The following is a 23160-nucleotide window of genomic DNA, read 5'->3' on the forward strand; positions in this document are numbered from 1 at the left end:
CGCTCAATGTGACGTGATCAGCCATCTTCCGTCAACGGGTGGGTTGCAGAAATCCTGTGTTTAGAGTGATGCTCTAAACCGTCGGATGGCAAGGAGGTGCCGAGGCGTGAGACTGACTCCCACGGAACGCGACCGGCTGCTGCTCTTCTCGGCCGCGGAGCTGGCGCGGGCCCGCAAGGCGCGCGGCCTGCGGCTGAATGTGCCGGAGGCCACCGCGCTGGTCGCGGACACCGTGTGCGAGGCCGCCCGGGACGGTGCCAGGCTCGCCGAGGCGATCGAGCGTGCGCGAGCGGTGCTCGGGCCCGACGACGTGCTGGCCGGTGTCGCCGACGTCGTCACCGAGGTGCACGTCGAGGCGGTCTTCGACGACGGTTCGCGGCTCGCGGTCGTCTCCGACCCCATCGGCGGCGGATCGGGGCCGGCCGCACCGGGCGCGCTGCTGCCCGGACCCGAGCACGCCGAGCCCGAACCGGCCGAGCGGCTGACGGTCACCAACACCGCGACCGTGCCCGTCTCCGTCACCTCCCACTTCCACTTCTTCGAGGCGAACCCGCGGCTCGACTTCGCACGGGAGCGGGCCTACGGGATGCGGCTCGCCGTGCCCGCCGGGTCGACCGTGCGGTTCGGGCCGCGGGAGAGCGTCGAGGTCGGGCTGGTGCCCATGGGCGGCGACCGGATCGCGATCGGGTTCGCCGGTCTGGTCGACGGGGCGCTGGACGCGCCCGGCGCCCGCGAGGAGGCACTGCGCCGCGCCGCCGCCTGCGGCTACCTCGGCGTACCGGACACAGCTGATCAGGAGGCCGGGCGATGAGCCGCCCAGGAGGACACCCCGCCGAGGCCCGCCGCCTCACCCCGCACGAGTACGCCGCCGCTCACGGCCCCCGCGCCGGCGACCGTATCCGGCTGGGCGACTCCGGTCTCACCATCGAGGTCGAGTCCGACTCCCAGCGCTACGGCGACGAATTCCTCGCCGGGTTCGGCAAGACCGCCCGCGACGGGCTGCATCTCAAGGCCGCCGCGGTCCGGGAGACCTGTGACGTCGTGATCAGCAACGTCGTCGTGATCGACGCCGTCCAGGGCATCCGGAAGGTCTCCATCGGCATCCGCGAGGGCCGGATCCGCTCGATCGGGCGGGCCGGGAACCCCGACACCCTCGACGGAGTCGACGTCGTCGTCGGCACCGGCACGTCGATCGTCTCCGGCGAGGGCCTCATCGCCACGGCCGGATCCGTCGACACGCACGTCCACCTGCTGTCGCCGCGCGTCATGGAGGCCTCGCTCGCCTCCGGCGTGACCACGATCATCGGGCAGGAGTTCGGGCCCGTGTGGGGCGTCGGCGTCAACTCGCCCTGGGCGCTGCGGCACGCGTTCAACGCGTTCGACGCCTGGCCGGTCAACATCGGCTTCCTGGGCCGGGGTTCGTCGTCGCACGCGGCCCCGCTGGTCGAGGCCCTCGCCGAGGGCGGCGCCTCCGGCTTCAAGGTGCACGAGGACATGGGCGCCCACACCCGCGCCCTGGACACCGCCCTGCGCGTCGCCGAGGAGCATGACGTCCAAGTCGCCCTGCACAGCGACGGATTGAACGAATGCCTGTCCGTCGAGGACACCCTCAAGGCGCTGGAGGGCCGGACCATCCACGCCTTCCACATCGAGGGCTGCGGCGGCGGGCACGTCCCCAACGTCCTGAAGATGGCGGGCGTACCGAACGTCATCGGCTCCTCCACCAACCCGACCCTGCCCTTCGGCCGGGACGCCGTCGCCGAGCACTACGGGATGATCGTCTCCGTCCACGACCTCAAGACCGACCTGCCCGGCGACGCCGCCATGGCCCGCGACCGCATCCGCGCCGGCACCATGGGCGCCGAGGACGTCCTGCACGACCTGGGCGCGATCGGCATCACCTCGTCGGACGCGCAGGGCATGGGACGCGCGGGCGAGACGGTCCGCCGCACCTTCGCCATGGCCGGGAAGATGAAGTCGGAGTTCGGCGCACCGGACGACCACGACAACGAACGCGTCCTGCGCTACATGGCCAAGCTCACCATCAACCCGGCCCTCGCGCACGGGCTCGCGCACGAGGTGGGGTCGCTGGAGGCCGGCAAGCTCGCCGACATCGTGCTGTGGCGCCCGGAGTACTTCGGTGCCAAGCCGCAGCTGGTACTGAAGTCCGGCTTCCCGGCGTACGGCGTGACCGGCGACCCGAACGCGGCGACCGACACCTGCGAACCCCTGGTGCTGGGGCCGCAGTTCGGCGCGCACGGGGCGACACCGGCCGACATCTCGGTGGCGTTCGTCGCGCAGGCCGCCCTGGACCAGGGGCGCGACGCGATGCCGACCCGCCGCCGCAGGGTCGCCGTGCGCGGCACCCGCGGGATCGGCCCGGCCGACCTGCGGCGCAACTCCCGTACCGGAGCGGTCGACGTCGACCAGCGCACCGGTCTGGTCACCCTCGACGGCGAGCCCCTGCGTTCGGATCCCGCCGACTCGGTCTCCCTCAACCGCCTGTACTTCCTCTAAGGACCCCCAGACAAGGACCCCCAGATGAACAAGGCTGCCGCCGACGGCTTCCGCATGCCCGCCGAGTGGGCCCCGCACGAGCGCACCTGGATGGCCTGGCCGGGCGAGAACGCGACCTTCGACGATCCGGGGGAGCTGGCCGCCGCCCGGGTCGCCTGGGCCGCGGTCGCCCGGGCCGTCCGCCGCTTCGAACCGGTGACGGTGGTGTGCGGGCCGGGCCGGTCGGACCAGGCGCGCGCACTGCTGGGCGAGGGGATCGACACGGTCGAGCGGGACCTCGACGACGCCTGGATGCGCGACATCGGCCCGACCTTCCTGACCGGCAAGCACGGCGAACTGGCCGCCGTCGACTGGACGTTCAACGGCTGGGGCGCCCAGGAGTGGGCCCGCTGGGAGCACGACGCGAAGGTCGCCGGGCACGTCGCGGACCTCGCCGGGGCACGGACGTACGCCTCGCGGCTCGTCAACGAGGGCGGGGCGATCCATGTGGACGGCGAGGGCACCGTCCTGCTGACGGAGACGGTCCAGCTCGGGCCGGAGCGCAACCCGCACTGGACGCGGGAGCAGGTCGAGGAGGAGATCCACGCCCAGCTCGGCACCCGTAAGGCGATCTGGCTGCCGCGCGGCCTGACCGGCGACTACCCTCCCCACGGCTTCGGCACCCTCGGCCACGTCGACATCGTCGCGGCCTTCGCCCGACCCGGAGTCGTCGTGGCGCACTCCCAGCCCGACCCGGCGCACCCCGACCACGAGGTGACCAAGGAGGTCATCGGGCTGCTGAGGTCCCGGACGGACGCACGCGGCCGCCGCCTGGAGGTGGTGGAGGTTCCGGCGCCGACCGTCCTGGAGGCCGACGGCCACTGGGCCGACTACTCCTACATCAACCACTACCTCTGCAACGGCGGCGTGGTCCTGTGCGGCTTCGACGACCCCCGCGACGAGATCGCGGCCGGCATCTTCCGCCGGCTCTTCCCCGAGCGGACCGTGACACTGGTCGACGCCCGTACGATCTTCGCTGGTGGTGGAGGCATCCACTGCATCACGCAGCAACAGCCGAAGGTCTAGAACCCGGGAGCCGCAGATGGCCGGTGGGCGCAGGCAGGCGCCGCCCCGCGAGGACGTGCTCGCCGCCGCCATGGAGATGATCGCCGAGCGCGGTCTGGAGAAGCTCACCATGGCGGCGCTCGGCCGCGAGGTCGGGATGAGCAGCGGGCACCTGCTCTACTACTTCGGCTCCAAGGACGAACTGCTGCTGCGCACCCTGGAGTGGAGCGAGGGCCGGCTGGGCGCCGAGCGCGGCCGGCTGCTGACGCGTTCCGCCACCGCCCGCGAACGCCTCGACGCCTACGTCGACCTCTACGTCCCCGACGGCCATCGCGACCCGCACTGGACGCTGTGGCTGGAGGTCTGGAACCGCTCGCAGACCGCTGCCGTCGACGCGGTCGCCCGCGACCGGCAGGCCGCCATCGAGGGCGTCTGGCACCGCGACCTGGTCGCCCTGCTCGCCGAGGGCATCTCACGAGGCGAGTTCCGCCCGGTCGACCCCGACCGCTTCGCCACCCGCCTGCGCTCGCTGCTGGACGGCTTCGCCATCCACGTGGCGATCGGCCTGCGCGGCACCGACCGGGCCCAAGTCCTCCAGCACGTGCGGGAGTTCCTCGAGGACAGCCTCCTCGCGGACACGTGAACGCCCGCCCGCGTTGTACTCAATTCGGCGGATTGACCCTCTGCCTCGTGATGATGTTGGCTCGGGGGAAGCCCTCGGCGCGGGGCCGGGGGAGAAGCGTCCACGGGGATGCGGGGACACAGGGGGAACAGCACATGACCAGCATCAGGAGGGCCACGTCCGTCGCGCTCGGATTGGCCCTGGCCGTCACGCTCGGCACCGCCGCAGCGCTGCCCGCGACCGCCGCGCCGGCGCTGGTGCCGCGGACCGAGAAGGCGAGCGTCGCACCGGACGGCACCGACGGCGACGCCCCCTCGGGCGGGCCGAGCCTCAGCGCCGACGGCCGCCATCTGGCCTTCGTCTCCCGAGCCGACAACCTCGTCGCCGGTGACACCGACGGCCTGGCCGACGCCTTCGTACGCGACCTCGACACCGGCACGACCCGGCTGGCGAGCGGTGGCGTGGACGGCTCCGTCGACGACGTCGCCCTCAGCGGCAACGGCCGCTACCTGGCCTTCGCCGCCACCGCCGCGAGCGACGGCCGCAGCCACATTTGGGTCGAGGACCTGAAGAACGGCACCCTCCAGCGCATCGCGGACACCGTCGCCACGGGCTACGACACCGGCAGGCAGCCGGCCATCAGCGCCGACGGCCGCTACGTCGCCTTCGTCGCCCAGCGCTCCGAGTTCGCCCAGGGCGAGGACGTCTGGGGACGCGTCTACCGCGTCGACCGCACCGGCGGCGAGGCCGTCCGCATCAGCCAGGTGCCCGCCGCGACCGACCGGAAGACCGCCGCCACCAACCCGTCCATCAGCGCCGACGGCAGCCGCGTCGGCTACCAGTTCTTCGTCCCGCACCCCTCCTCTGGCGACTGGAGCGACGCCTGGGTCCGTGACGTGCCGAGCGGGAAGCTGTTCCACGCCGACCTGGCCCCGGACGGCCTGACGTCCGACGGACAGACCGAGTTCCCGCAGATCAGCGCCGACGGCCGGTACGCGGTCTTCAACTCGCTCGACTCGCGGCTGACCCCGGGCGACACCAACCAGGGCCACAACGTCTTCGTCCGTGACCTCAAGACGGGGGATCTGCGCCGGATCGACGCCGCGGACCCGGCCGCCTTCACCGCGTTTCCGCGGCTCAGCGCCGACAGCCGGTACCTCGCCTTCGTCTCGGCCGACCCGGGCGACCCGGACCGTACGACGCGCGCGTACTTCCGCGACCTGCGCACCGGGCGCACGGTCCTGGCCAGCCCGGACGCCGAGGGCGGACCGAACGACCAGAGCGTGTCCGCCCCGGTGATCGACCGGCACGGCCGCGAGGTCGCCTTCAGCAGCTCCTCACCCGACCTCGTGCCCGGCGACACGTACGACACGTCCCACGTCTACGTGCGTCACCTCCGGTGACCGACCGCATCCTGAGACAACCGTGAGCGAGGCGCGGGGGCTGTGCCAGACTGCCCCCGTGCTCTCGTTCGCCATGATTATTGGCAGCAGGCGCGCCGGTCCGCAGTGACCGCCACGTACGACCAGGTACGGGCGGACACCGTCGTCCTCGACCCGCGCGCAGACCTCTCGCACCCGCGAGAGGTTTTTCGCTTTTCTGGCCCACCCGCAGCCAGGAGCGAGAGCGCGAGGGAGTATGTGGGGGCGGTGGAGCCGGTCATTCCGGTACGACCGAGATCCAATCCTCAGGAGCCTTGAGACCATGACCGCAACCAGCGAACTCGACGATTCGTTCCACGTCTTCGACACCACCCTGCGCGACGGCGCCCAGCGTGAGGGCATCAACCTCACCGTCGCCGACAAGCTGGCCATCGCACGGCACCTGGACGACTTCGGCGTGGGCTTCATCGAGGGCGGCTGGCCGGGCGCGAACCCGCGGGACACCGAGTTCTTCGCCCGCGCCCGGCAGGAGATCGACTTCCGGCACGCCCAGCTGGTCGCGTTCGGCGCGACCCGTCGCGCGGGAGCGAAGGCGTCGGAGGATCCGCAGGTCAAGGCGCTGCTGGAATCGGGCGCCGAGGTGATCACGCTGGTCGCGAAGTCCCACGACCGCCATGTCGAGCTCGCCCTGCGCACCACCCTGGACGAGAACCTGGAGATGATCCGCGACACGGTGTCGTTCCTGAAGGAGCAGGGTCGCCGGGTCTTCGTCGACTGTGAGCACTTCTTCGACGGCTACCGGGCGAACCCGGAATACGCGAAGGCGGTGGTCCGTACGGCGTCGGAGGCCGGCGCGGACGTGGTGATCCTCTGCGACACCAACGGCGGCATGCTCCCGGCGCAGATCCAGGCGGTCGTCTCCACGGTCCTGGCCGACACGGGCGCCCGGCTCGGCATCCACGCCCAGGACGACACGGGCTGCGCGGTGGCGAACACGCTGGCCGCCGTCGACGCGGGTGCGACGCATGTGCAGTGCACGGCCAACGGCTACGGCGAGCGGGTGGGCAACGCGAACCTCTTCCCGGTCGTGGCGGCGCTGGAACTGAAGTACGGCAAGAAGGTCCTGCCCGACGGCCACCTGCGCGAGATGACCCGTATCTCGCACGCGATCGCCGAGGTCGTCAACCTCACCCCCTCCACGCACCAGCCCTACGTCGGTCTCTCCGCCTTCGCCCACAAGGCCGGTCTGCACGCCTCGGCCATCAAGGTCGACCCGGACCTGTACCAGCACATCGACCCCGAGCTGGTCGGCAACACCATGCGGATGCTGGTCTCCGACATGGCGGGCCGCGCGTCCATCGAGCTCAAGGGCAAGGAGCTCGGCATCGACCTCGGCGGCGACCGGGAGCTGGTCGGCCGGGTCGTGGAGCGGGTGAAGGAACGCGAACTCCAGGGCTACACCTACGAGGCGGCCGACGCGAGCTTCGAACTCCTCCTGCGCACCGAGGTCCAGGGCAAGCCGCTGCGCTACTTCGAGGTCGAGTCCTGGCGGGCCATCGTCGAGGACCGGCCCGACGGATCCCACGCCAACGAGGCCACGGTCAAGCTGTGGGCCAAGGGTGAGCGCATCGTCGCCACGGCCGAGGGCAACGGTCCGGTCAACGCACTCGACCGCGCCCTGCGCGTCGGCCTGGAGAAGATCTACCCCCAGCTCGCCAAGCTCGAGCTCGTCGACTACAAGGTCCGCATCCTCGAAGGCAAGCACGGCACCAACTCCACGACCCGCGTCCTGATCTCCACGTCCGACGGCACGGGCGAGTGGTCCACGGTGGGCGTCGCCGAGAACGTCATCGCGGCGAGCTGGCAGTCCCTGGAGGACGCGTACACGTACGGTTTGCTGCGGGCGGGGGTGACTCCGGCGGAGTAGCGGGCTGCGTCTGCGTCTGCGCGGTGGTGGTGGGTCGGGGACGTGTCGGGGGGTGTCCGTCCTCGGAACGGCGCGATGGGGTTGGACGCCGACTGACTGTTCGTTGACGCGCCAACCAGCTGCGGGCGGACACCCGACACGTCCCCTTCCGTGCGTACCCAGCTGCGGGCATGCGTGCCTCCCCCAGTGCCTTAAGGGCCTGGGAGGTGCCCCCAGGGCGGCACGGGTGGGCGCGGCGGCACCCCGCTACGCCGGGCTGCGCACCCACCCGGCCCCAGCACCGACGCCGAGCAACCGAAGATCGCCCCCGTGGGTTACATCGCCGTGTCCCGGGGGCGCGGCACCGAGTGGGTGTCCCCGCCCCGGTCGCGCCCCGGCCCGCGGTCCAGCCGGAAGAGCCCCGCCCCGTTCGGCCGCTGGCCGGGGGAGTGGGCGGTGGCGCGGGTCAGTTCCTCGACGCCGTCGGCCAGGTAGCCGACCCAGGCCGAGCCCTCGTCCTCGACGATCCGCTGCGTGTCCGTCCGCAGCCGCTCGATCACCCCGAGCAGCGCCGCCTGCTCCTTGTCGCTGGGGGAGTCGGTGGTCCGCAGGTACGCCTGCGCCCACTCGGACTGCGCCCTCTTGAGGATCTGCTGCAGGGCCTGCTGCGTACGGATGTAGCGCGTCCAGGACGCCGAGAAGCCGAAGATCCGGTCGAACAGGACACAGCCCGCCCCGCCGGCCAGGAACACGAAGCCCCACTCGGGCTGCACGGTCGTCGGCGCGGCCGCGTGCACCAGCGGAGTGAGCGTGCCGACGATGCCCAGCAGCGCGGCGAGCGCCCGCAGCGAGCGCGACCACAGCGACGGCCCCCGGCGCCGCGCCAGGTACCAGCCGATCGCCGTCGTCACCTCCGCCTCGGCATGCCGGAACAGCTCCCACAACAGGTCCGCCCGCGAACGCGAACGGTCCAGCTCGGTGAGTGCGGACACCGTCATGTCCGCGGCCCTGCGTCTTCCGAACATGCCCCTGATCCGCCCTTCTGCTGTGACCGGTGGACCGGCCCGGCCCACGGCAGTAAGCCAGAAGGCATCGTAGGCGCAGCGGCGCCCCGAAATCCCCGCCCTTATCGATATCCCTTCTGTACTGATTCAGGTAGCTTCGAACATATGAAGGCCGCACTGGTGCGTACCGTCGTACGTCTGCTGATCGCGCCGGTCGCCGCCCTGGTGGCGGTGCTGGTGGTGATGACGGCCGGTGCGCCGGGTGCGCACGCGGCCACCGACCTCTCGAAAGTCGCCGAGGAACTGCGCGAGAACCCCGTCTACGTCGATCCGGCCGCCTCCGACCAGCTGGCCGCCTCGGACGCCGAGGCGCTCTCCGACAAGATCAAGGACGCGGACAAGCCCGTCTTCGTGGCGGTCCTCCCGGCCGACACCCCCACGCAGGACCTCTTCCGGAACCTCCGCACCGAGACCGGCGTCACCGGCCTGTACGGCGTCCGCGTCGGCGAGAAGTTCGACGCCCGTGCCGACAGCTCGGTGATGAGCCGCCAGGCGGTGTCCAACCTGGTCACGGCCGTGCAGGACGCGGGCGACACCAAGGCCCAGCTGAACGACTTCGTCGACGACGCCCTGCGCGGCGTGGGCGGTTCGGCGCCGAGCAGCTGGAGCGACGGCTCGAGCACCGACGTTCCGGTCGGCGGTCTGATCACGTTCGGCGTCCTGGTCGCGGCCGGCGGCGCGGGCACCTACGCCGTGGTCCGGCGCAACCGGCGCCGCCACGAGGAGGAGCAGCGGGCCGCGCTGGAGAAGCTGCGGGTGGTGGTCGACGAGGACATCACCGCCTTCGGCGAGGAACTCGACCGCCTCGACTTCCACCCCGGGGAACCCGGCGCGGACGACGCGATGCGTGCCGACTACGAGCGTGCGCTGGACGCCTACGAGCAGGCGAAGTCCCTGATGGCCGCCGCGACGAAACCGGAGGATGTCCGGCCCGTCACCCAGACCGTGGAGGACGGCCGGTTCTCCCTGGCGCGACTCGCGGCCCGGCGCGAGGGCGGCCGGCTGCCGGAGCGCCGCCCGCCCTGCTTCTTCGACCCGCGCCACGGCCCCTCGGTCGCCGACGCCGGCTGGACGCCCTCGGGCGGCACCACGCGCGACGTCCCCGTCTGCGCGGCCGACCAGACCCGGCTCGCCGAGGGCCGCGACCCGGTGATCCGCGAGGTCGACACCGACTACGGCCGCCGCCCGTACTGGGAGGCCGGCCCGGCGTACGGCCCCTGGGCCGGCGGCTACTTCGCGGGCGGCCTCCTGCCCGGCCTCCTCGTCGGCACCATGCTCGGCAGCATGATGGCCGCCCCCGCCTACGCCGCCGACTACGGCTCCGGCTACGGCGACTTCGGCGGGTACGAGGGCGGTGACGTCTCCGGCGCCAACTTCGACAGTGGCGACTTCGGCGGCGGCTTCGGCGGAGGGGACTTCGGTGGTGGAGGCTTCGGCGGGGGAGGGGACTTCGGGGGCGGGTTCTGATCCCGGCGGGTTCCGGCCCGCCCCGTGTGCCCGCCTGGAGCTCAGCGGCGTAGCGCCTCTCGGCCCGCGAGTTGCCCGCGCTGCCGCCACACCGTTCCGGCCACGACGCGCGCGAGCGCGACCAGCCCCGCGCTCACCCATACCGGCGACCGGTACCCGAACCCGGCGCCGATCGCCGCGCCACCGGCCCAAGGGCCCAGCGCCGCGCCCACGTTGAACGCGGCCGTGGCGAAACCCCCGGCCAGCGTGGGCGCGCCCGGGGCCGCGTACAGCACCTGGGCGATCAGCGTGGAGCCGACGCCGAAGGACAGCGCCCCCTGGGCGAAGACGAGCCCGAGGGCCAGGACCGGGTGCCCGGCCCCGAGGGCCAGCAGGCACCAGCCCACGCAGGCCGCGGCGCCCCCGCCGGCGAGGACCGGCACGGGACTCCGGTCGGCGAACCGACCCGCGGCGGTCACTCCCACGAACGACCCGGCCCCGAACAGCGCGAGCACCCCGGGCACCCACGCGCTGCCCAGCCCCGTCACCTCGGTGACCAGCGGCGCGAGATAGGTGAAGGTGCAGAACGTCGCGCCGTTCACGAGGGCACCGAGCAGCAGGGTGACGACCAGCCGAGGGCTGCGCAGCGACCGCAGCTCACCGCGCAGCGCGGGCGGTGCGCCCTCGGCCGCACCGCCCGGCACGGACCACGCCACCGCCACCAGGGCCGGCAGCGACACCAGCGCCACGGCCCAGAACGCCGTACGCCAGCCCCACAGCCCGCCCAGCACGGCCCCGGCGGGCACCCCGGCCACGCACGCCAGCGTCACCCCGCCCAGCAGCGTGGACGTCGCCCGGCCCTTCGCATCCGCCGGGACCATGTCCACGGCGGCCACGAGGGCGACGGCGAGGAACCCGGCGTTGGCGAGCGCCCCCACGACCCGCGTGGCGAGCAGCACCTCGAAGCTGCCGGTGAGAGCACCGACGACATGGACGGCGAGAAAGACGACGAGGAACGCCAGCAGCGCGCCCCGCCGCGACCAGCGCCGCGCGAGACCCGCCACGAGCGGCGCCCCTACGACCATCCCCGCCGCGAAGGCGGAGGTCAGCGCGCCCGCCGCGGGGACGGACACCCCCAGATCCCGCGCGATGTCCGGCACCAGCCCGGACAGCATGAACTCGGATGTCCCTTGCGCGAACACGGCAAGGCCCAGCAGAAGAAGAGCGAACGGCATGAGAAAACTCCGCACCCGGAAGTCGACGACGAACACGACACGTCGGTCGGCGATCCGGTGGCGGAGCGAGGAAAGGGCCTCAGCGGCCCGGCATCACAAGCAGCCACCGGAGAGCCGGTGGCCGCACTCTGGACGCCTCGGGGCTGGACACGACAGGCACGTTAGGCGGCTTCGGAGGACCGGGTCCACCGGTTTTCCTTCCGCTCTCCCCGGGCGGCGGTCGAGGACCCGTTCCTCCGGCCCCCTCCGCGGTGGACGATCACGACGGCCGTGAGGCAGACGGCCAGCCCGAGGGCGGTCTGGACGCCGAACGGCTCACCGAACATGAGCGCGCCCCAGACCGCCGTGACCGGGGCCATGAGGAACATCAGGGTGTTGACCTCGGTGACGCCGGAGCGCTTCAGGATGAGCCAGTACAGCCCGTACCCGCCGAACGTGGACAGGCCCACGAGCCAGGCGACCGCCAACCAGAACGCGCCCTCGGCCGGCGGCGCGGCGGCTCCTGCGCCCAGGGCTAGGAGGGTGAAGAGGACGGCACTGGTGGCGCAGTGGACGGTCAGCGACACCGAGGGAGCGACCCGCGAGCGGGACCGGCCCTCCAGGAACGTCGCCGCGACCAGGGACAGCATGCCGAGCAGCGGGATGGCGTACGCCCACCAGGCCACGTCGGTCCCGGCCGCGGCGTCGGCCAGGGTGACCACGGCGACGCCGCTCAGCCCCAGGCCCAGACCGATCCACTGCCGGCCCGAGACGTGACTCCCGAGCAGCGGTCCCGCGAGGGCTCCGGCGACGAGGGGCTGGACGCCGTCGATCAGGGCCGTCGTGCCGCTGGAGACGCCGAGCTGGATGGCGTAGTAGACGCTCAGCAGATAGCCGCTCTGCGACAGCACCCCGATCACGGCCTGCCGGGTCACGTCCCGGGCGGTGAGTCCCCGCCACGCCGACCGCGTGAGGACGGCGACGGCGACGAGGACGACGGCCAGCGGCAGGAACCGCCACATCAGGACCGTGAGCGCGGACGCGCTGCCCGCACCGAGCTTGGCTCCGATGAACCCGGAGCTCCAGCACACGACGAAGGCGAGGGAGAGCAGGATGTTCACGACATCACAACCACTAGACAGATCGGTTTACTCGTTCCCGCTCGACTATACAGAACGGTATACTCGGATGCCATGGGTACCACCGCCGAGAGCCCCCGCCGCATCACGATGACGCCGGCCGCCCGCCGCGCCCTGGAGGCCGCCGCGCGGCTGTTCTACGAGCGCGGCATCCACGCCGTCGGGGTCGACCTCATCGCCGCGGAGGCGGGGGTCACGAAGAAGACCCTCTACGACCGCTTCGGCTCCAAGGAGCAGATCGTCGTGGAGTACCTGGCCGACCGCGACGAGCGCTGGCGGGCCTTCCTCGACGAGCGCCTCGACGCGGCCGGACCGGACCCGAGGGAGCGCGTCCTGGTGGTCTTCGACGCCTCACGCGCATGGGCGCGGGACAGCAGCCCCAAGGGGTGCAGCATGGTCAACGCCCACGCGGAGATCAGCGACCCCGCCCACCCGGCCCACCCGATCATCATCGGCCAGAAGCAGTGGATGCTCGCCCTGTTCACCGGCCTCGCCGCGGACATCGCCCCGGACGAACCGGCCGGTCTGGCCCGGGCGTTGATGCTGCTGCACGAGGGCGCGCTCGTCGCCCACGGCCTCGGCATCTTCCCGGACGCCATCGAGCACGCCCGCGAACAGGCGCGCGCGCTGCTCGCGTAGCGGACGGAATCTGTCCTACTCGGTCCCTACGGTGGTGCCATGACCACCTCCGACGGCACGGCCCCGCTCGCCTTCGCCACCGTGGCCGACCTGGACGCCTGGCTGACCGCCCACCCCGTCCCGCATCCCGGCCTCTGGGTCAAGGTCGCCAAGAAGGGGTCGGGCATCCCCTCCGTCAGCGCCGCCGACGTCAACGACGTGGCGCTCTGCCACGGGTGGATCACCGGGCAGCGCAAGGCCCTCGACGGGTCGTACTACCTCCAGCGGATCACCCCCCGGCGCCCCGGCAGCCTCTGGTCCATGGTCAACGTCCGGCGGGTGGAGGAACTGACCGCCGCCGGCCGGATGCGCCCCGGCGGGCGCGACGAGGTGGCGTCAGCGCAGAAGGACGGACGCTGGGACGCGGCCTACGCGTCCCAACAGGAGGCCGAGGTCCCGGAGGACCTCACGGCGGCCCTGGAACGCAGCCCACGGGCCGCGGCGGCCTTCGCGAAACTCGGCCGGACGGACCGCTACCTCACCATGCTCGCCGTCCTCCGCGCCCGGACACCGCGGAGCCGGGCAGCACAGGTGGCGGCGGCGGTCGCGAAACTGGAGGCCGGCGGGCGGGACCGATGAGCCCGACGGGGGGCGGGCCGACGGGAGTTGCTCCGTCGCTCGGGCGGGGGCTCGGCGTTGGACGGGCCGGGTACCTCACCAGCCGGACGGGGCGACTCGAGGGAAGGTCACCCCATCGCACGACCACGACCACGGGCCCGGTGCCCAACCGCACCGGACCCGTGAGCTGTTCTGCTGCCGAGGGGCGGGTCAGAGTGTGGACGCCGCCGAGGCTATGGCGGAGGCGAACGTGGAGACCTCCGTGTAGACGCCGGGGGCCTCGGGCCGGGCGCAGCCCTCGCCCCAGCTGACGATGCCGACCTGGATCCAGGCGCCGGCGCTGTCCTTGCGGAACATGGGGCCGCCGGAGTCGCCCTGGCAGGTGTCGACGCCGCCCGCGTCGAAGCCGGCGCAGATCTCCTCGTTCGCGACGAGGCCGCTGTACAGACCGCCGTAGGCCTTGCACGCGGCGTCGCTGACGAACGGCACGGTCGCCTTCAGGAGGTAGCGCTGCTGGGAGCCGCCCTCACGGTTCGCGCCCCAGCCGGCGACCGTGAAGTCGCCGGTGTTGTACTGCGCGGTCGTGGCGATCTTCAGGGTCGGCAGATTGATCGGCTGGGCGAGCTTGATGAGCGCCCAGTCCTTGCCGGTGCCGTTGTAGCCGGGCGCGCGGAGCACCTTGGTGGAGCGGACCTGGACCCGGCCGCTCGTGGACTGGAGGTCGACGACCCCCGCGGTGGCGGTGATGCTGGTGTTGTTGCCCGAACTGCCCACGCAGTGCGCGGCCGTGAGCACGATCTGCTGGGTGTAGAGCGCGCCGCCGCAGCCCATGGACAACCTGACCATGAACGGGAACTCGCCCTGCGCGGCCCGCGTCCCGCCGACGACGGGCGACGGCGCGGCCTGCGCGGCGGTGACGGGCTGAAGGCTGGCGATCGCGAGCGCGGCGGCGCCGACGACCGCGCATCTCTTGAGGGCCGTGAGAAGTCTCTTCAACGTGATGCCTTCCGTGGGGGGTTGACCTGGGGAGATGTGCAACCGAAGCATCCGTTTGACGAGCACATGTCAGCAGCAGGGCCAAAAAAACGTCCATGTGCTGGCATGGACCGGTCAAAATTCTGCTGCTGGATTATGAGAACGCCGAGAGTCCTCGCACAAGAGGCCCGATTCGGCCACGCCGCACGGGGTCGCCCCGTACGGCGTGGCCGGAGGGTCAGGCGTTCCTGATCGCCGAGATGTCGAAGTTGAGCTTGATCTTGTCGGAGACGAGGACACCGCCGGTCTCCAGCGCGGCGTTCCAGGTCAGGCCCCACTCGGAGCGCAGGATCTCCGCCTTGCCCTCGAAGCCGACGCGCTCGTTGCCGAAGGGGTCCTTCGCGGCGCCGTTGAACTCCAGGTCGATGGCGAGGGGGCGGGTCGTGCCGAGGATCGTCAGGTCGCCGGTGATGCGGTAGTCGTCGCCGCCGAGGGACTCCGCCTTGGTGGAGCGGAACGTCATGGTCGGGAACTCGTCCGCCTTGAAGAAGTCCGCGCTCTTGAGGTGGCCGTCCCGGTCGGCGTTGCCCGTGTCGATGCTGTCCATCACGACGTCGAGGGAGGCCGAGGACCGCGAGGGGTCGGCGCCGTCGAGGCGGAGCGTGCCGGTGAAGTCCTGGAAGCCGCCCTTGACGTTGGTGACCATGGCGTGGCGGGCGACGAAGCCGATCGTCGAGTGCGCGGGGTCGATCGTGTAGTCGCCGGTCAGGGCCGCCAGCTCCGGCCGCACGGCGCCGGATGTGGCGGTGGCTGCCTCGGTGTCCTTGCTGCTGAAGATGCTCATGGGTGCGCCTCCTACGGGTGATGTGATGCCGACTCTTGATGTTGAATCTTGAACTACATCAACGCGCACCACCGTAGACCTATTCCGGTTCAATGTTCAACATCATCGGGTGTGGTGTCGCGATACCGCCGCCTGGCGGCATCGCGCGGCCCGCAGGGGTGGTCCTGCCGCAGCCGCCGCGGAAGGGCCCGTCCCGTGGACCGCCAACGGAAACGGGCACGTCGGACCGGGTGCGCCGGGCCCGTGAGAGGGCTCCAGCACTGGCGCGGTGCACCGAAAGGGCGGTGTCCTGGAAGACGAGGTTCCGTGTGGAGGGACCCGCAGGGAGACAGCCGAGACCACGGCGGACGTACAGCGCAGGGAGACCGACCGATGACATTCACCGGATCCGGCTCGGCCTACGACCCACCGGACCCCGCGGCCCCTTCCAAGGTGCGCGCGCACGGGCCGGCGCGGCGTCTGGACCGGCGCGTGGCCCTCGTCACCGGGGCCTCCTCGGGCATCGGGGCGGCGACGGCACGGCGATTCGCCATGGACGGCTGGCAACTGCTCCTCAACGGACGCGACCGGCGCTGCCTGGAGCGGACGGCGTCCGGCACCTCGGCCCTCGTACTGCCGGCCGACCTCGCCGCCCCGGGCGGTCCGCGCCTGCTGGCCCAGTCCGCGCTGCACGCGACCGGCCGGATCGACGTCCTGTTCGCCGGGGCGGGCATCGGCTGGACGGGCCCGTTCGCCGCCATGCCGCACACCGACATCGACCGGGTCCTGGCCCTGGACCTCAACGCCACGCTCCACCTCGTGCGCGAAGTGCTGCCGTCCATGATCGCGGCCGGCCGGGGGCGGGTGGTGCTGCTGGGCTCGGTGGCGGGCTGCGTGGGCGCACGGGAGGAAGCGGTGCACTCCGCCGCCAAGGCGGGCCTCGCCGCCTTCGCCGACGCACTGCGCCAGGAACTGCGCGGCACGGGCGTGGGCGTGACCTTCGTCGTGCCCGGCCGCATCGGCTCCACCCGCCGGGGCAGCCTCTACGACCGCACCACCCCCCGGCCCGTCTCGCCCGGCTGCGTCGCCCGCGAGGTCTGGGAGGCCGTACGCCAGGACCGCGACGAGGCATACACCCCCACCTGGCGAACCCTCCCGGCCCGCATCCGGACCCTGGCCCCAGGGCTGTACCGCCGCCTGCTGCACCCCTTCGGCTGACTGGCTCTGGCACCGGTACGCCATCCACTCCCCGCCCGACACGAGGCGCCCGCGCCGGGAGGCGGGCCTCGGCTTGCGTCCTGTTCCTCGCCCGGTGCGTGGCGTTCCGCCCGTGCCCGGTCTCCCGCCCGAGATGCCGCCGGCGCCTGGTTCTCGGCGCCTTCTTGGCCTGGGCCATGCCGTTCTCCCGGCCCGTGCCCGGCCCCTGACCCCGTCGTACCCCCTCCCCACCGCCCTCCTCCCCGCCTCGCACCACTCGCCCGGCTCGTCGTCCGGCAGCCCCGGCGGCTAGCCGTCCCGCAGAGCGGCCCCACCGAGGGACCGCTCGCCTCTCCGCATCCCCTCGTTCCCCCATCCCGGTCACTCCGGCCGGATCCTCCGTTCAGGTGACCGTCTCGCCGTGGTAGGGCATGGGCATGACTCCCCAGCGTCGTGGATTCCCCCGCCGTACGGCCAGGGCCGCCGCCACCCTGTTCCGTCCCAGCCGCCGGGCCCTGCTGCTCGCCGCCGCGGCGCTGGCGGCGACCGGGGGCGCGACGCCCGCGCCCCGCGGCACGGACGCTCCCGGCGCCGATCCGTACGACACCCTCCGCCGGCGCTGGCTCGGCATCGCCCTCGGTGACGGCTACGACCCGGCCGCGGAGCCGTACGCCTCCCGGCTCGCCGAGACCGGTGAACTCGCCCGCGGCCTGCGCGCCTCCATGGCCCCGGCGGCGAACTCCCTCTGGCCCGGGCACCCCTTCGACCCGCCGGCCGGCATCACCCTCAGCTACGGCCGCCTGTGGACCATGACCCAGGCCTACGTCCAGCCGGGCACCGGCTCGACCGCCGACCCGGACCTCCTCGCCGATGTCCTGCGCGGCCTCGACCACCTCTCCGCGACCGTCTACAACCCCTCCACCACCCGCTACGGCAACTGGTGGGAATGGCAGATCGGCAGCCCGCGCCTGCTCACCGACATCTCAGCGGCCCTGTACGACGAGCTGGGCGACCCCCGCGTGCAGGCCGCCTGCGCCGCAGTCGACCACTTCGTCCCCGACTCGGCCCTCGGCGACTACACCGGCACCTCCACCGGCGCCAACCGCGTCGACCTGTGCCGTTCCGTCGCCCTGCGCGGCATCCTCGGCCGCGACCCGGCCAAGATCACCCTCGCCCGTGACGCGCTCTCCCCGGTCTTCCCGTACGTCACCCGGGGCGACGGCCTCTACGCCGACGGCTCCTTCGTCCAGCACACCTGGGTCGCCTACTCGGGCACCTACGGACAGGTCATGCTCGACGGCCTCGGCCGGCTCTTCGCCCTGCTCGCCGGATCCGACTGGGCGGTCACCGACCCGAACCGGCAGATCATCCTCGACAGCGTCGAGCAGGCCTACGCACCGCTCGTCCACGACGGACTGGTCATGGACAGCGTCAACGGCCGGGCCATCAGCCGCGGTTACCTCACCACCGACGACCGCAAGGTCATGCGCGGCGACCACTTCCACGGCCAGCAGCTCATCGCGGCCATCGCACTCCTCGCGGCCGCCGCGAGCCCCGCGGAACGCGACCGCTGGCACGCCCGCGTCAAGGGCTGGATCGAACGGGACACGGTCACCCCGATCCTGACGGCACCCCAGTTCGGCGTCGCCGACCTGGCCCGGCTGCACGCCATCGAGGCCTCGCCCGCCCCGGCCGCACCCGAACCCACCGGACACCACCTCTTCGCCGCCATGGACCGTGCCGTCCACCGCCGCCCCGGCTTCACCGTGAACATCGCCATGGCCAGCGACCGCATCGCCCACTACGAGTGCGGCAACGGCGAGAACCCGCGCGGCTGGCACACCGGCGCGGGGATGGTCAGCTGGTGGTCCGGCGCGAGCGACCAGTACACGGACTGGTTCTGGCCGACGGTGGACTGGTACCGCCTGCCCGGCACCACCGTCTCCACCAAACGCCTCGCCGACCGGGAAGGCGGCGAGTGGGGCACCGCCCGCCCCGACGCGCGCTGGGTCGGCGGCACCACCGACGGCGAGTACGCCGCGCTCGGCCAGCACCTCAAGGGCCTCGGCTCCACCCTCCAGGCCCGCAAGTCCTGGTTCTGCGTCGCGGACGCGGTGATCTGCCTCGGAGCCGGGATCAGCTGCGCCGACGGCGTCCCGGTGGAGACGATCGTCGACAACCGCAACCTCGGCGAGTCCGGTGCCCAACGCTTCGTCAAGGGCCCGAACTGGGCCCACCTGGAGGACCACGGCGGTTGGGTCCTGCTCGGCCGTGAGCCGAAGGCGCTGCGCGAGGACCGCACCGGCTCCTGGGCCGACATCAACACCGGCAGCACCCCGGAGCGCCGCACCCGCCGCTGGCAGACCCTCTGGCTCGACCACGGAACCGACCCCGAGGACGCCACGTACACCTACGTCCTGATGCCCGGGGCGTCCCGCCACGCGGTCGCCGGCCGTGCCGTCGACCGCCACTGGGTGTCGATCCTCGCCAACGACGCGGACCGCCAGGCCGTCACCGTGCCCTCACTCGGCATCACGGCCGCGAACTTCTGGCAGGCCGGCACCGCGGGCCCGCTCACCGCTACCGCCGGGGCGAGCGTGCTGACCGTCCGCCGGGGCCGTACCGCTACCCTCTGTGCGAGCGAGCCGCCCCGCTCGGGCCGGCCGCTGGAGATCACCTGGGACCGCCCGGTCCGCCGGGTCGTCCGCGCGGACGAGACCGTCGAGGTGCTCTCGACCGGCCCTCGACTGAGGCTGCGCGTCACCCCGGGGGAGGTATGCGCGACGCACCGATGTGAGGTGACTCTCGGTTGAGGTCTTTGTGTGACCCCTACAAGCCGCACACCCTCTGAGCAGTCGGATTGGCTGCACTCCACCATGGTTCTGTTCAGGGGTACCAGGAAAACACGCCGGAGACTGTGAGGAGTCGACGGCCCGCTTTCCGGGGTTCGCTTCGTAAGGTCGCTACATGACCGTTTTGGATGAGGCGCCGGGTGAGCCGACCGACGCGCGCGGACGCGTGGCCGAACTGCACGAGATCCGTGCGCAGGCGGTGGCCGGACCGAGCGAGAAGGCGACCAAGGCGCAGCACGCCAAGGGCAAGCTGACCGCGCGGGAGCGCATCGAGCTGCTCCTCGACCCGGATTCCTTCCGCGAGGTCGAGCAGCTCCGCCGGCACCGGGCCACGGGCTTCGGCCTGGAGGCCAAGAAGCCGTACACCGACGGTGTGATCACCGGCTGGGGGACGGTGGAGGGCCGGACGGTCTTCGTCTACGCCCATGACTTCCGGGTCTTCGGCGGCGCGCTGGGCGAGGCCCACGCCACGAAGATCCACAAGATCATGGACATGGCCATCGCGGCCGGGGCTCCTCTGGTCTCCCTGAACGACGGCGCCGGCGCCCGTATCCAGGAGGGCGTCTCCGCCCTCGCCGGCTACGGCGGCATCTTCCAGCGCAACACCAAGGCCTCGGGCGTGATCCCGCAGATCTCGGTGATGCTCGGCCCCTGCGCGGGCGGCGCGGCGTACAGCCCCGCCCTGACGGACTTCGTGTTCATGGTCCGCGAGACCTCGCAGATGTTCATCACCGGCCCGGACGTCGTCAAGGCGGTCACCGGCGAGGAGATCACCCAGAACGGCCTCGGCGGCGCCGACGTGCACGCGGAGACCAGCGGTGTCTGCCACTTCGCGTACGACGACGAGGAGACCTGCATCGCGGAGGTGCGCTACCTCCTGTCGATGCTCCCGCAGAACAACCGCGAGAACCCGCCCCGCGCGGAGGCCACGGACGCGGTGGACCGCCGCTCGGACGTCCTGCTGGACCTGGTCCCGGCGGACGGCAACCGGCCGTACGACATGGCCAAGGTCATCGAGGAGATCGTCGACGACGGCGACTACCTGGAGGTCCACGAGCGCTGGGCGCGGAACATCATCTGCGCGCTGGGCCGGATGGACGGCCAGGTCGTCGGCATCGTCGCCAACCAGCCGCAGGCGCTCGCCGGTGTCCTGGACATCGAGGCATCCGAGAAGGCGGCCCGCTTCGTCCAGATGTGCGACGCCTTCAACATCCCGATCGTCACTCTTCTGGACGTACCCGGGTTCCTGCCCGGCGTCGACCAGGAGCACGGTGGGATCATCCGCCACGGCGCGAAGCTGCTCTACGCCTACTGCAACGCGACCGTGCCGAGGATCTCGCTGATCCTGCGCAAGGCCTACGGAGGTGCGTACATCGTCATGGACAGCCAGTCCATCGGTGCGGACCTCACCTACGCCTGGCCGACGAACGAGATCGCCGTCATGGGCGCGGAGGGCGCGGCCAACGTCATCTTCCGCCGCCAGATCGCCGAGGCCGAGGACCCCGAGGCCATGCGAGCCCGCATGGTCAAGGAGTACAAGTCCGAGCTGATGCATCCGTACTACGCGGCGGAGCGCGGCCTGGTCGACGACGTCATCGACCCCGCCGAGACCCGCGAGGTCCTGATCAAGTCCCTCGCGATGCTCCAGACCAAGCACGCCGACCTGCCTTCCCGCAAGCACGGCAACCCTCCGCAGTAACCCCGCGGACATCTCTCTCACGGAGACTGACACCCATGGACACCCCTGACATCCGCGTCGAGAAGGGCCACGCCGAGCCCGAGGAAGTCGCCGCCATCACGGCGATCCTCCTGGCCCGCGCCGCCGCCCGCCCCGCCGACCCCACCCCGACGCACCGCGGCCGCATCAAGGCCGGCTGGCGCCGCCTGGAGCGCGAGCCGGGCTTCCGAGCCCCGCACAGCTGGCGCTGACTGAGACAAGCACAAAGAGGCCCCTCCGAAATCGGAGGGGCCTCTTTGTGCTCGGGGGCGCGGGGAACTGCGCGACAAGCCCCCCACAACCCGCACCCGGCAACGCAACAGCCCCCGGCAGCCCATTGGCCGCCGGGGGCTGTCCTACAGCAAGAAGTTAACGCAGCCGTGCCATCAACGCGTGCTCGACCAGCGTGATCAACGCCGACTTCGCATCCGCCCGATGCCGCGCGTCCGTCGTGATGATCGGCGTGTCAGGCCCGATCTGCAGAGCCTCACGCACCTCGTCCGGGTTGTACGGCTGCTGCCCGTCGAAGCCGTTGAGGGCGATGACGAAGGGAAGACCCGAGTTCTCGAAGTAGTCGACGGCCGGGAAGCAGTCGGCCAGACGCCGCGTGTCCACCAGGACGATCGCGCCGATGGCGCCGCGGACCAGGTCGTCCCACATGAACCAGAAGCGGTCCTGGCCGGGCGTACCGAAGAGGTACAGGATCAGGTCCTGGTCCAGGGTGATACGGCCGAAGTCCATGGCGACCGTGGTGGTCGTCTTGTCCCCGGTGTGGGTGAGATCGTCGATGCCCGCCGAAGCGGACGTCATGACGGCCTCGGTACGCAGCGGGTTGATCTCCGAGACGGCCCCGACGAACGTGGTCTTGCCCACGCCGAAGCCACCCGCCACCACGATCTTCGCTGAGGTGGTGGAGCGGGAAGGACCGCCGCTAGAGCTTGCGAAGTCCACTGAGCACCCTTTCGAGCAGTGTCACGTCTGGCTGGCCGCCGGCGTTCTCGTCGCCGCCGGGCTGATGGATGGCGACCAGTCCCGCCTCCGCCAAGTCGGCGACGAGGATCCTGGCCACGCCGAGAGGGATCGTGAGGAGCGCCGAGATCTCGGCGACCGACTTGATTTCCCGGCAGAGGTTGCAGATCCGCTGATGCTCGGGCAGCTGGCCCTGCATCTGGTGCGGCTGCGCAGTGGTGTGCACCAGCGCCTCGATGGCGAGCTGGTAGCGCGGGCGGGTCCGGCCACCGGTCATGGCGTACGGACGCACCAGCGGGTTGTTCGACGCCCCGGCGGGCGCCGGCTCGGGGGTGCGGCGCTGCGGCTGCACGGGCTGGATACGCGGGGCCGGTGGCTGGTCGTACGGCGACGGGCCGGGGCCCTGCGGCGCGTACGGCTGCCGGTGGCTCGGTGTGGAGGGGAAGTTGTAACGGTTCGGGTTCTGGGCACCGTCGTTCTGGCCCTGTGCAGGGCCGTACGACCAGTTGCCCGAAGACGAACCGCCTGGGGGTGTTGCCACTTTCTCCTCCTCCGACTGTGCCTGGCACCCATCGCTGTGGAGCCGCGTCCCGAAACTTTACGGCCACGGGACGCCAAAACGCACCGTCCGTCTGTTAGTTGAGCAGGCTCCCCTGGAGCTCCGCACGAAGGTCCGGTGTCAGGACCGTACCGGCTCGGTCGACCAGCAGTGCCATCTCGTACCCGATGAGACCGATGTCCGCCTCGGGATGTGCGAGAACCGCGAGCGACGAGCCGTCGGATACGGACATGATGAAGAGGAATCCCCGCTCCATCTCCACAACCGTCTGGTTCACAGCGCCTCCCTCGAAGATCCGGGAGGCGCCTGCCGTCAGGGACGTCAGACCGGAAGCGACGGCCGCGAGCTGGTCGGCGCGGTCGCGGGGGAAGCCTTCGGACATAGCCAGAAGGAGTCCGTCGGCGGAGACCACCACCGTGTGGGACACCCCCGGGGTGTTGTCCACGAAGTTGGTGATCAACCAGTTCAGGTTCTGTGCCGCCTGGCTCATCGGGCTCA

At 71.7% G+C, this 23160-nt stretch carries 21 protein-coding genes; 13 read left to right on the top strand and 8 right to left on the bottom strand.

The window, feature by feature from the left end; all coding sequences use genetic code 11:
- Positions 1-106 precede the first annotated feature (106 nt).
- The 6 genes from ureA to cimA all read left to right on the top strand — a co-directional run bounded on the left by ureA (position 107) and on the right by cimA (position 7492).
- Positions 107-811: an urease subunit gamma gene (gene ureA, locus OHU35_RS30090; RefSeq protein ID WP_189727886.1), complete on the top strand. Its 705-nt coding sequence runs from the start codon at positions 107-109 to the stop codon at positions 809-811.
- Positions 808-2517: an urease subunit alpha gene (locus OHU35_RS30095; RefSeq protein WP_359897038.1), complete on the top strand. Its 1710-nt coding sequence runs from the start codon at positions 808-810 to the stop codon at positions 2515-2517. The genes ureA and OHU35_RS30095 overlap by 4 nt, the downstream gene beginning before the upstream one ends.
- Positions 2518-2541: 24 nt before the next feature.
- On the top strand, positions 2542-3582 hold the full coding sequence (locus OHU35_RS30100; protein WP_405507521.1) for an agmatine/peptidylarginine deiminase: 1041 nt from the start codon (positions 2542-2544) through the stop codon (positions 3580-3582).
- A gap of 16 nt (positions 3583-3598) precedes the next feature.
- A complete protein-coding gene (locus OHU35_RS30105; protein ID WP_189727892.1) occupies positions 3599-4204 on the top strand; it encodes a TetR/AcrR family transcriptional regulator in 606 nt (201 codons plus the stop codon).
- Positions 4205-4338: 134 nt separating this feature from the next.
- On the top strand, positions 4339-5586 hold the full coding sequence (locus OHU35_RS30110; protein WP_405507522.1) for a TolB family protein: 1248 nt from the start codon (positions 4339-4341) through the stop codon (positions 5584-5586).
- A 301-nt stretch (positions 5587-5887) separates the two neighbouring features.
- Positions 5888-7492 (top strand): citramalate synthase, encoded by a 1605-nt coding sequence (gene cimA, locus OHU35_RS30115; RefSeq protein ID WP_189727896.1) that lies wholly within the window; start codon positions 5888-5890, stop codon positions 7490-7492.
- A gap of 314 nt (positions 7493-7806) precedes the next feature.
- Here the strand turns inward: cimA and OHU35_RS30120 are convergent, their stop codons facing one another.
- Positions 7807-8469 carry an SLATT domain-containing protein gene (locus OHU35_RS30120; RefSeq protein WP_405507524.1) on the bottom strand — a complete coding sequence of 221 codons (663 nt, stop codon included), beginning with the start codon at positions 8467-8469 and terminating at the stop codon, positions 7807-7809.
- Between the two features lie 171 nt (positions 8470-8640).
- Here OHU35_RS30120 and OHU35_RS30125 point away from each other — a divergent pair, with 171 nt between their 5' ends.
- Complete coding sequence (locus tag OHU35_RS30125; protein WP_405507526.1) at positions 8641-10002, top strand: hypothetical protein; 1362 nt, start codon at positions 8641-8643, stop codon at positions 10000-10002.
- 41 nt (positions 10003-10043) lie between these two features.
- Here OHU35_RS30125 and OHU35_RS30130 read toward each other — a convergent pair whose 3' ends face one another.
- Positions 10044-11216, bottom strand: coding sequence for a Cmx/CmrA family chloramphenicol efflux MFS transporter (locus OHU35_RS30130; RefSeq protein ID WP_405507528.1), 1173 nt, complete (start codon positions 11214-11216; stop codon positions 10044-10046).
- Between the two features lie 161 nt (positions 11217-11377).
- On the bottom strand, positions 11378-12316 hold the full coding sequence (locus OHU35_RS30135; protein WP_405507529.1) for a DMT family transporter: 939 nt from the start codon (positions 12314-12316) through the stop codon (positions 11378-11380).
- Positions 12317-12388: 72 nt separating this feature from the next.
- Here OHU35_RS30135 and OHU35_RS30140 point away from each other — a divergent pair, with 72 nt between their 5' ends.
- Entirely contained in the window at positions 12389-12973 is a 585-nt protein-coding gene (locus tag OHU35_RS30140) for a TetR/AcrR family transcriptional regulator (protein WP_189727906.1), read from the top strand.
- A 39-nt stretch (positions 12974-13012) separates the two neighbouring features.
- Positions 13013-13591: a YdeI family protein gene (locus OHU35_RS30145; RefSeq protein WP_405507531.1), complete on the top strand. Its 579-nt coding sequence runs from the start codon at positions 13013-13015 to the stop codon at positions 13589-13591.
- A 189-nt stretch (positions 13592-13780) separates the two neighbouring features.
- On the opposite strand, the gene OHU35_RS30150 is transcribed toward OHU35_RS30145, so the two are convergent.
- Positions 13781-14566, bottom strand: a complete 786-nt coding sequence (locus tag OHU35_RS30150) for a serine protease (RefSeq protein ID WP_359896467.1) — start codon at positions 14564-14566, stop codon at positions 13781-13783.
- A 217-nt stretch (positions 14567-14783) separates the two neighbouring features.
- On the bottom strand, positions 14784-15389 hold the full coding sequence (locus OHU35_RS30155; protein WP_189727910.1) for a YceI family protein: 606 nt from the start codon (positions 15387-15389) through the stop codon (positions 14784-14786).
- A 372-nt stretch (positions 15390-15761) separates the two neighbouring features.
- Between OHU35_RS30155 and OHU35_RS30160 the strand changes: the two genes are divergently transcribed.
- From OHU35_RS30160 to OHU35_RS30175, 4 genes are all read left to right on the top strand, one after another.
- The gene (locus OHU35_RS30160) at positions 15762-16586 is read left to right on the top strand and encodes an SDR family NAD(P)-dependent oxidoreductase (protein WP_405507532.1); all 825 of its coding nucleotides are present in this window, start codon (positions 15762-15764) and stop codon (positions 16584-16586) included.
- 416 nt (positions 16587-17002) lie between these two features.
- Complete coding sequence (locus OHU35_RS30165; RefSeq protein ID WP_405507534.1) at positions 17003-19378, top strand: polysaccharide lyase 8 family protein; 2376 nt, start codon at positions 17003-17005, stop codon at positions 19376-19378.
- Between the two features lie 154 nt (positions 19379-19532).
- Entirely contained in the window at positions 19533-21116 is a 1584-nt protein-coding gene (locus OHU35_RS30170; RefSeq protein ID WP_184598588.1) for an acyl-CoA carboxylase subunit beta, read from the top strand.
- 35 nt (positions 21117-21151) lie between these two features.
- The gene (locus OHU35_RS30175; protein WP_189727916.1) at positions 21152-21346 is read left to right on the top strand and encodes an acyl-CoA carboxylase subunit epsilon; all 195 of its coding nucleotides are present in this window, start codon (positions 21152-21154) and stop codon (positions 21344-21346) included.
- 157 nt (positions 21347-21503) lie between these two features.
- On the opposite strand, the gene OHU35_RS30180 is transcribed toward OHU35_RS30175, so the two are convergent.
- From OHU35_RS30180 to OHU35_RS30190, 3 genes are all read right to left on the bottom strand, one after another.
- Entirely contained in the window at positions 21504-22085 is a 582-nt protein-coding gene (locus OHU35_RS30180; protein WP_009314218.1) for an ATP/GTP-binding protein, read from the bottom strand.
- Positions 22066-22644 carry a DUF742 domain-containing protein gene (locus OHU35_RS30185; RefSeq protein WP_184598587.1) on the bottom strand — a complete coding sequence of 193 codons (579 nt, stop codon included), beginning with the start codon at positions 22642-22644 and terminating at the stop codon, positions 22066-22068. The genes OHU35_RS30180 and OHU35_RS30185 overlap by 20 nt, the downstream gene beginning before the upstream one ends.
- 94 nt (positions 22645-22738) lie before the next feature.
- The gene (locus OHU35_RS30190) at positions 22739-23152 is read right to left on the bottom strand and encodes a roadblock/LC7 domain-containing protein (protein ID WP_003993185.1); all 414 of its coding nucleotides are present in this window, start codon (positions 23150-23152) and stop codon (positions 22739-22741) included.
- Between the last annotated feature and the right edge of the window lie 8 nt (positions 23153-23160).

Origin of the sequence: Streptomyces purpurascens (assembly GCF_045040895.1) — a bacterium.
GTDB classification, from domain to species: Bacteria; Actinomycetota; Actinomycetes; order Streptomycetales; family Streptomycetaceae; genus Streptomyces; species Streptomyces purpurascens.

Coding starts and splice junctions, on each gene's coding strand:
- OHU35_RS30110 (WP_405507522.1), top strand. CDS start 4,339: ATGACCAGCATCAGGAGGGCCACGTCCGTCGCGCTCGGATTGGCCCTG.
- OHU35_RS30095 (WP_359897038.1), top strand. CDS start 808: ATGAGCCGCCCAGGAGGACACCCCGCCGAGGCCCGCCGCCTCACCCCG.
- OHU35_RS30105 (WP_189727892.1), top strand. CDS start 3,599: ATGGCCGGTGGGCGCAGGCAGGCGCCGCCCCGCGAGGACGTGCTCGCC.
- OHU35_RS30140 (WP_189727906.1), top strand. CDS start 12,389: ATGGGTACCACCGCCGAGAGCCCCCGCCGCATCACGATGACGCCGGCC.
- OHU35_RS30120 (WP_405507524.1), bottom strand. CDS start 8,469: ATGACGGTGTCCGCACTCACCGAGCTGGACCGTTCGCGTTCGCGGGCG.
- cimA (WP_189727896.1), top strand. CDS start 5,888: ATGACCGCAACCAGCGAACTCGACGATTCGTTCCACGTCTTCGACACC.
- OHU35_RS30175 (WP_189727916.1), top strand. CDS start 21,152: ATGGACACCCCTGACATCCGCGTCGAGAAGGGCCACGCCGAGCCCGAG.
- OHU35_RS30100 (WP_405507521.1), top strand. CDS start 2,542: ATGAACAAGGCTGCCGCCGACGGCTTCCGCATGCCCGCCGAGTGGGCC.
- OHU35_RS30165 (WP_405507534.1), top strand. CDS start 17,003: ATGACTCCCCAGCGTCGTGGATTCCCCCGCCGTACGGCCAGGGCCGCC.
- OHU35_RS30170 (WP_184598588.1), top strand. CDS start 19,533: ATGACCGTTTTGGATGAGGCGCCGGGTGAGCCGACCGACGCGCGCGGA.
- OHU35_RS30160 (WP_405507532.1), top strand. CDS start 15,762: ATGACATTCACCGGATCCGGCTCGGCCTACGACCCACCGGACCCCGCG.
- OHU35_RS30155 (WP_189727910.1), bottom strand. CDS start 15,389: ATGAGCATCTTCAGCAGCAAGGACACCGAGGCAGCCACCGCCACATCC.
- OHU35_RS30125 (WP_405507526.1), top strand. CDS start 8,641: ATGAAGGCCGCACTGGTGCGTACCGTCGTACGTCTGCTGATCGCGCCG.
- OHU35_RS30145 (WP_405507531.1), top strand. CDS start 13,013: ATGACCACCTCCGACGGCACGGCCCCGCTCGCCTTCGCCACCGTGGCC.
- OHU35_RS30130 (WP_405507528.1), bottom strand. CDS start 11,216: ATGCCGTTCGCTCTTCTTCTGCTGGGCCTTGCCGTGTTCGCGCAAGGG.
- OHU35_RS30190 (WP_003993185.1), bottom strand. CDS start 23,152: ATGAGCCAGGCGGCACAGAACCTGAACTGGTTGATCACCAACTTCGTG.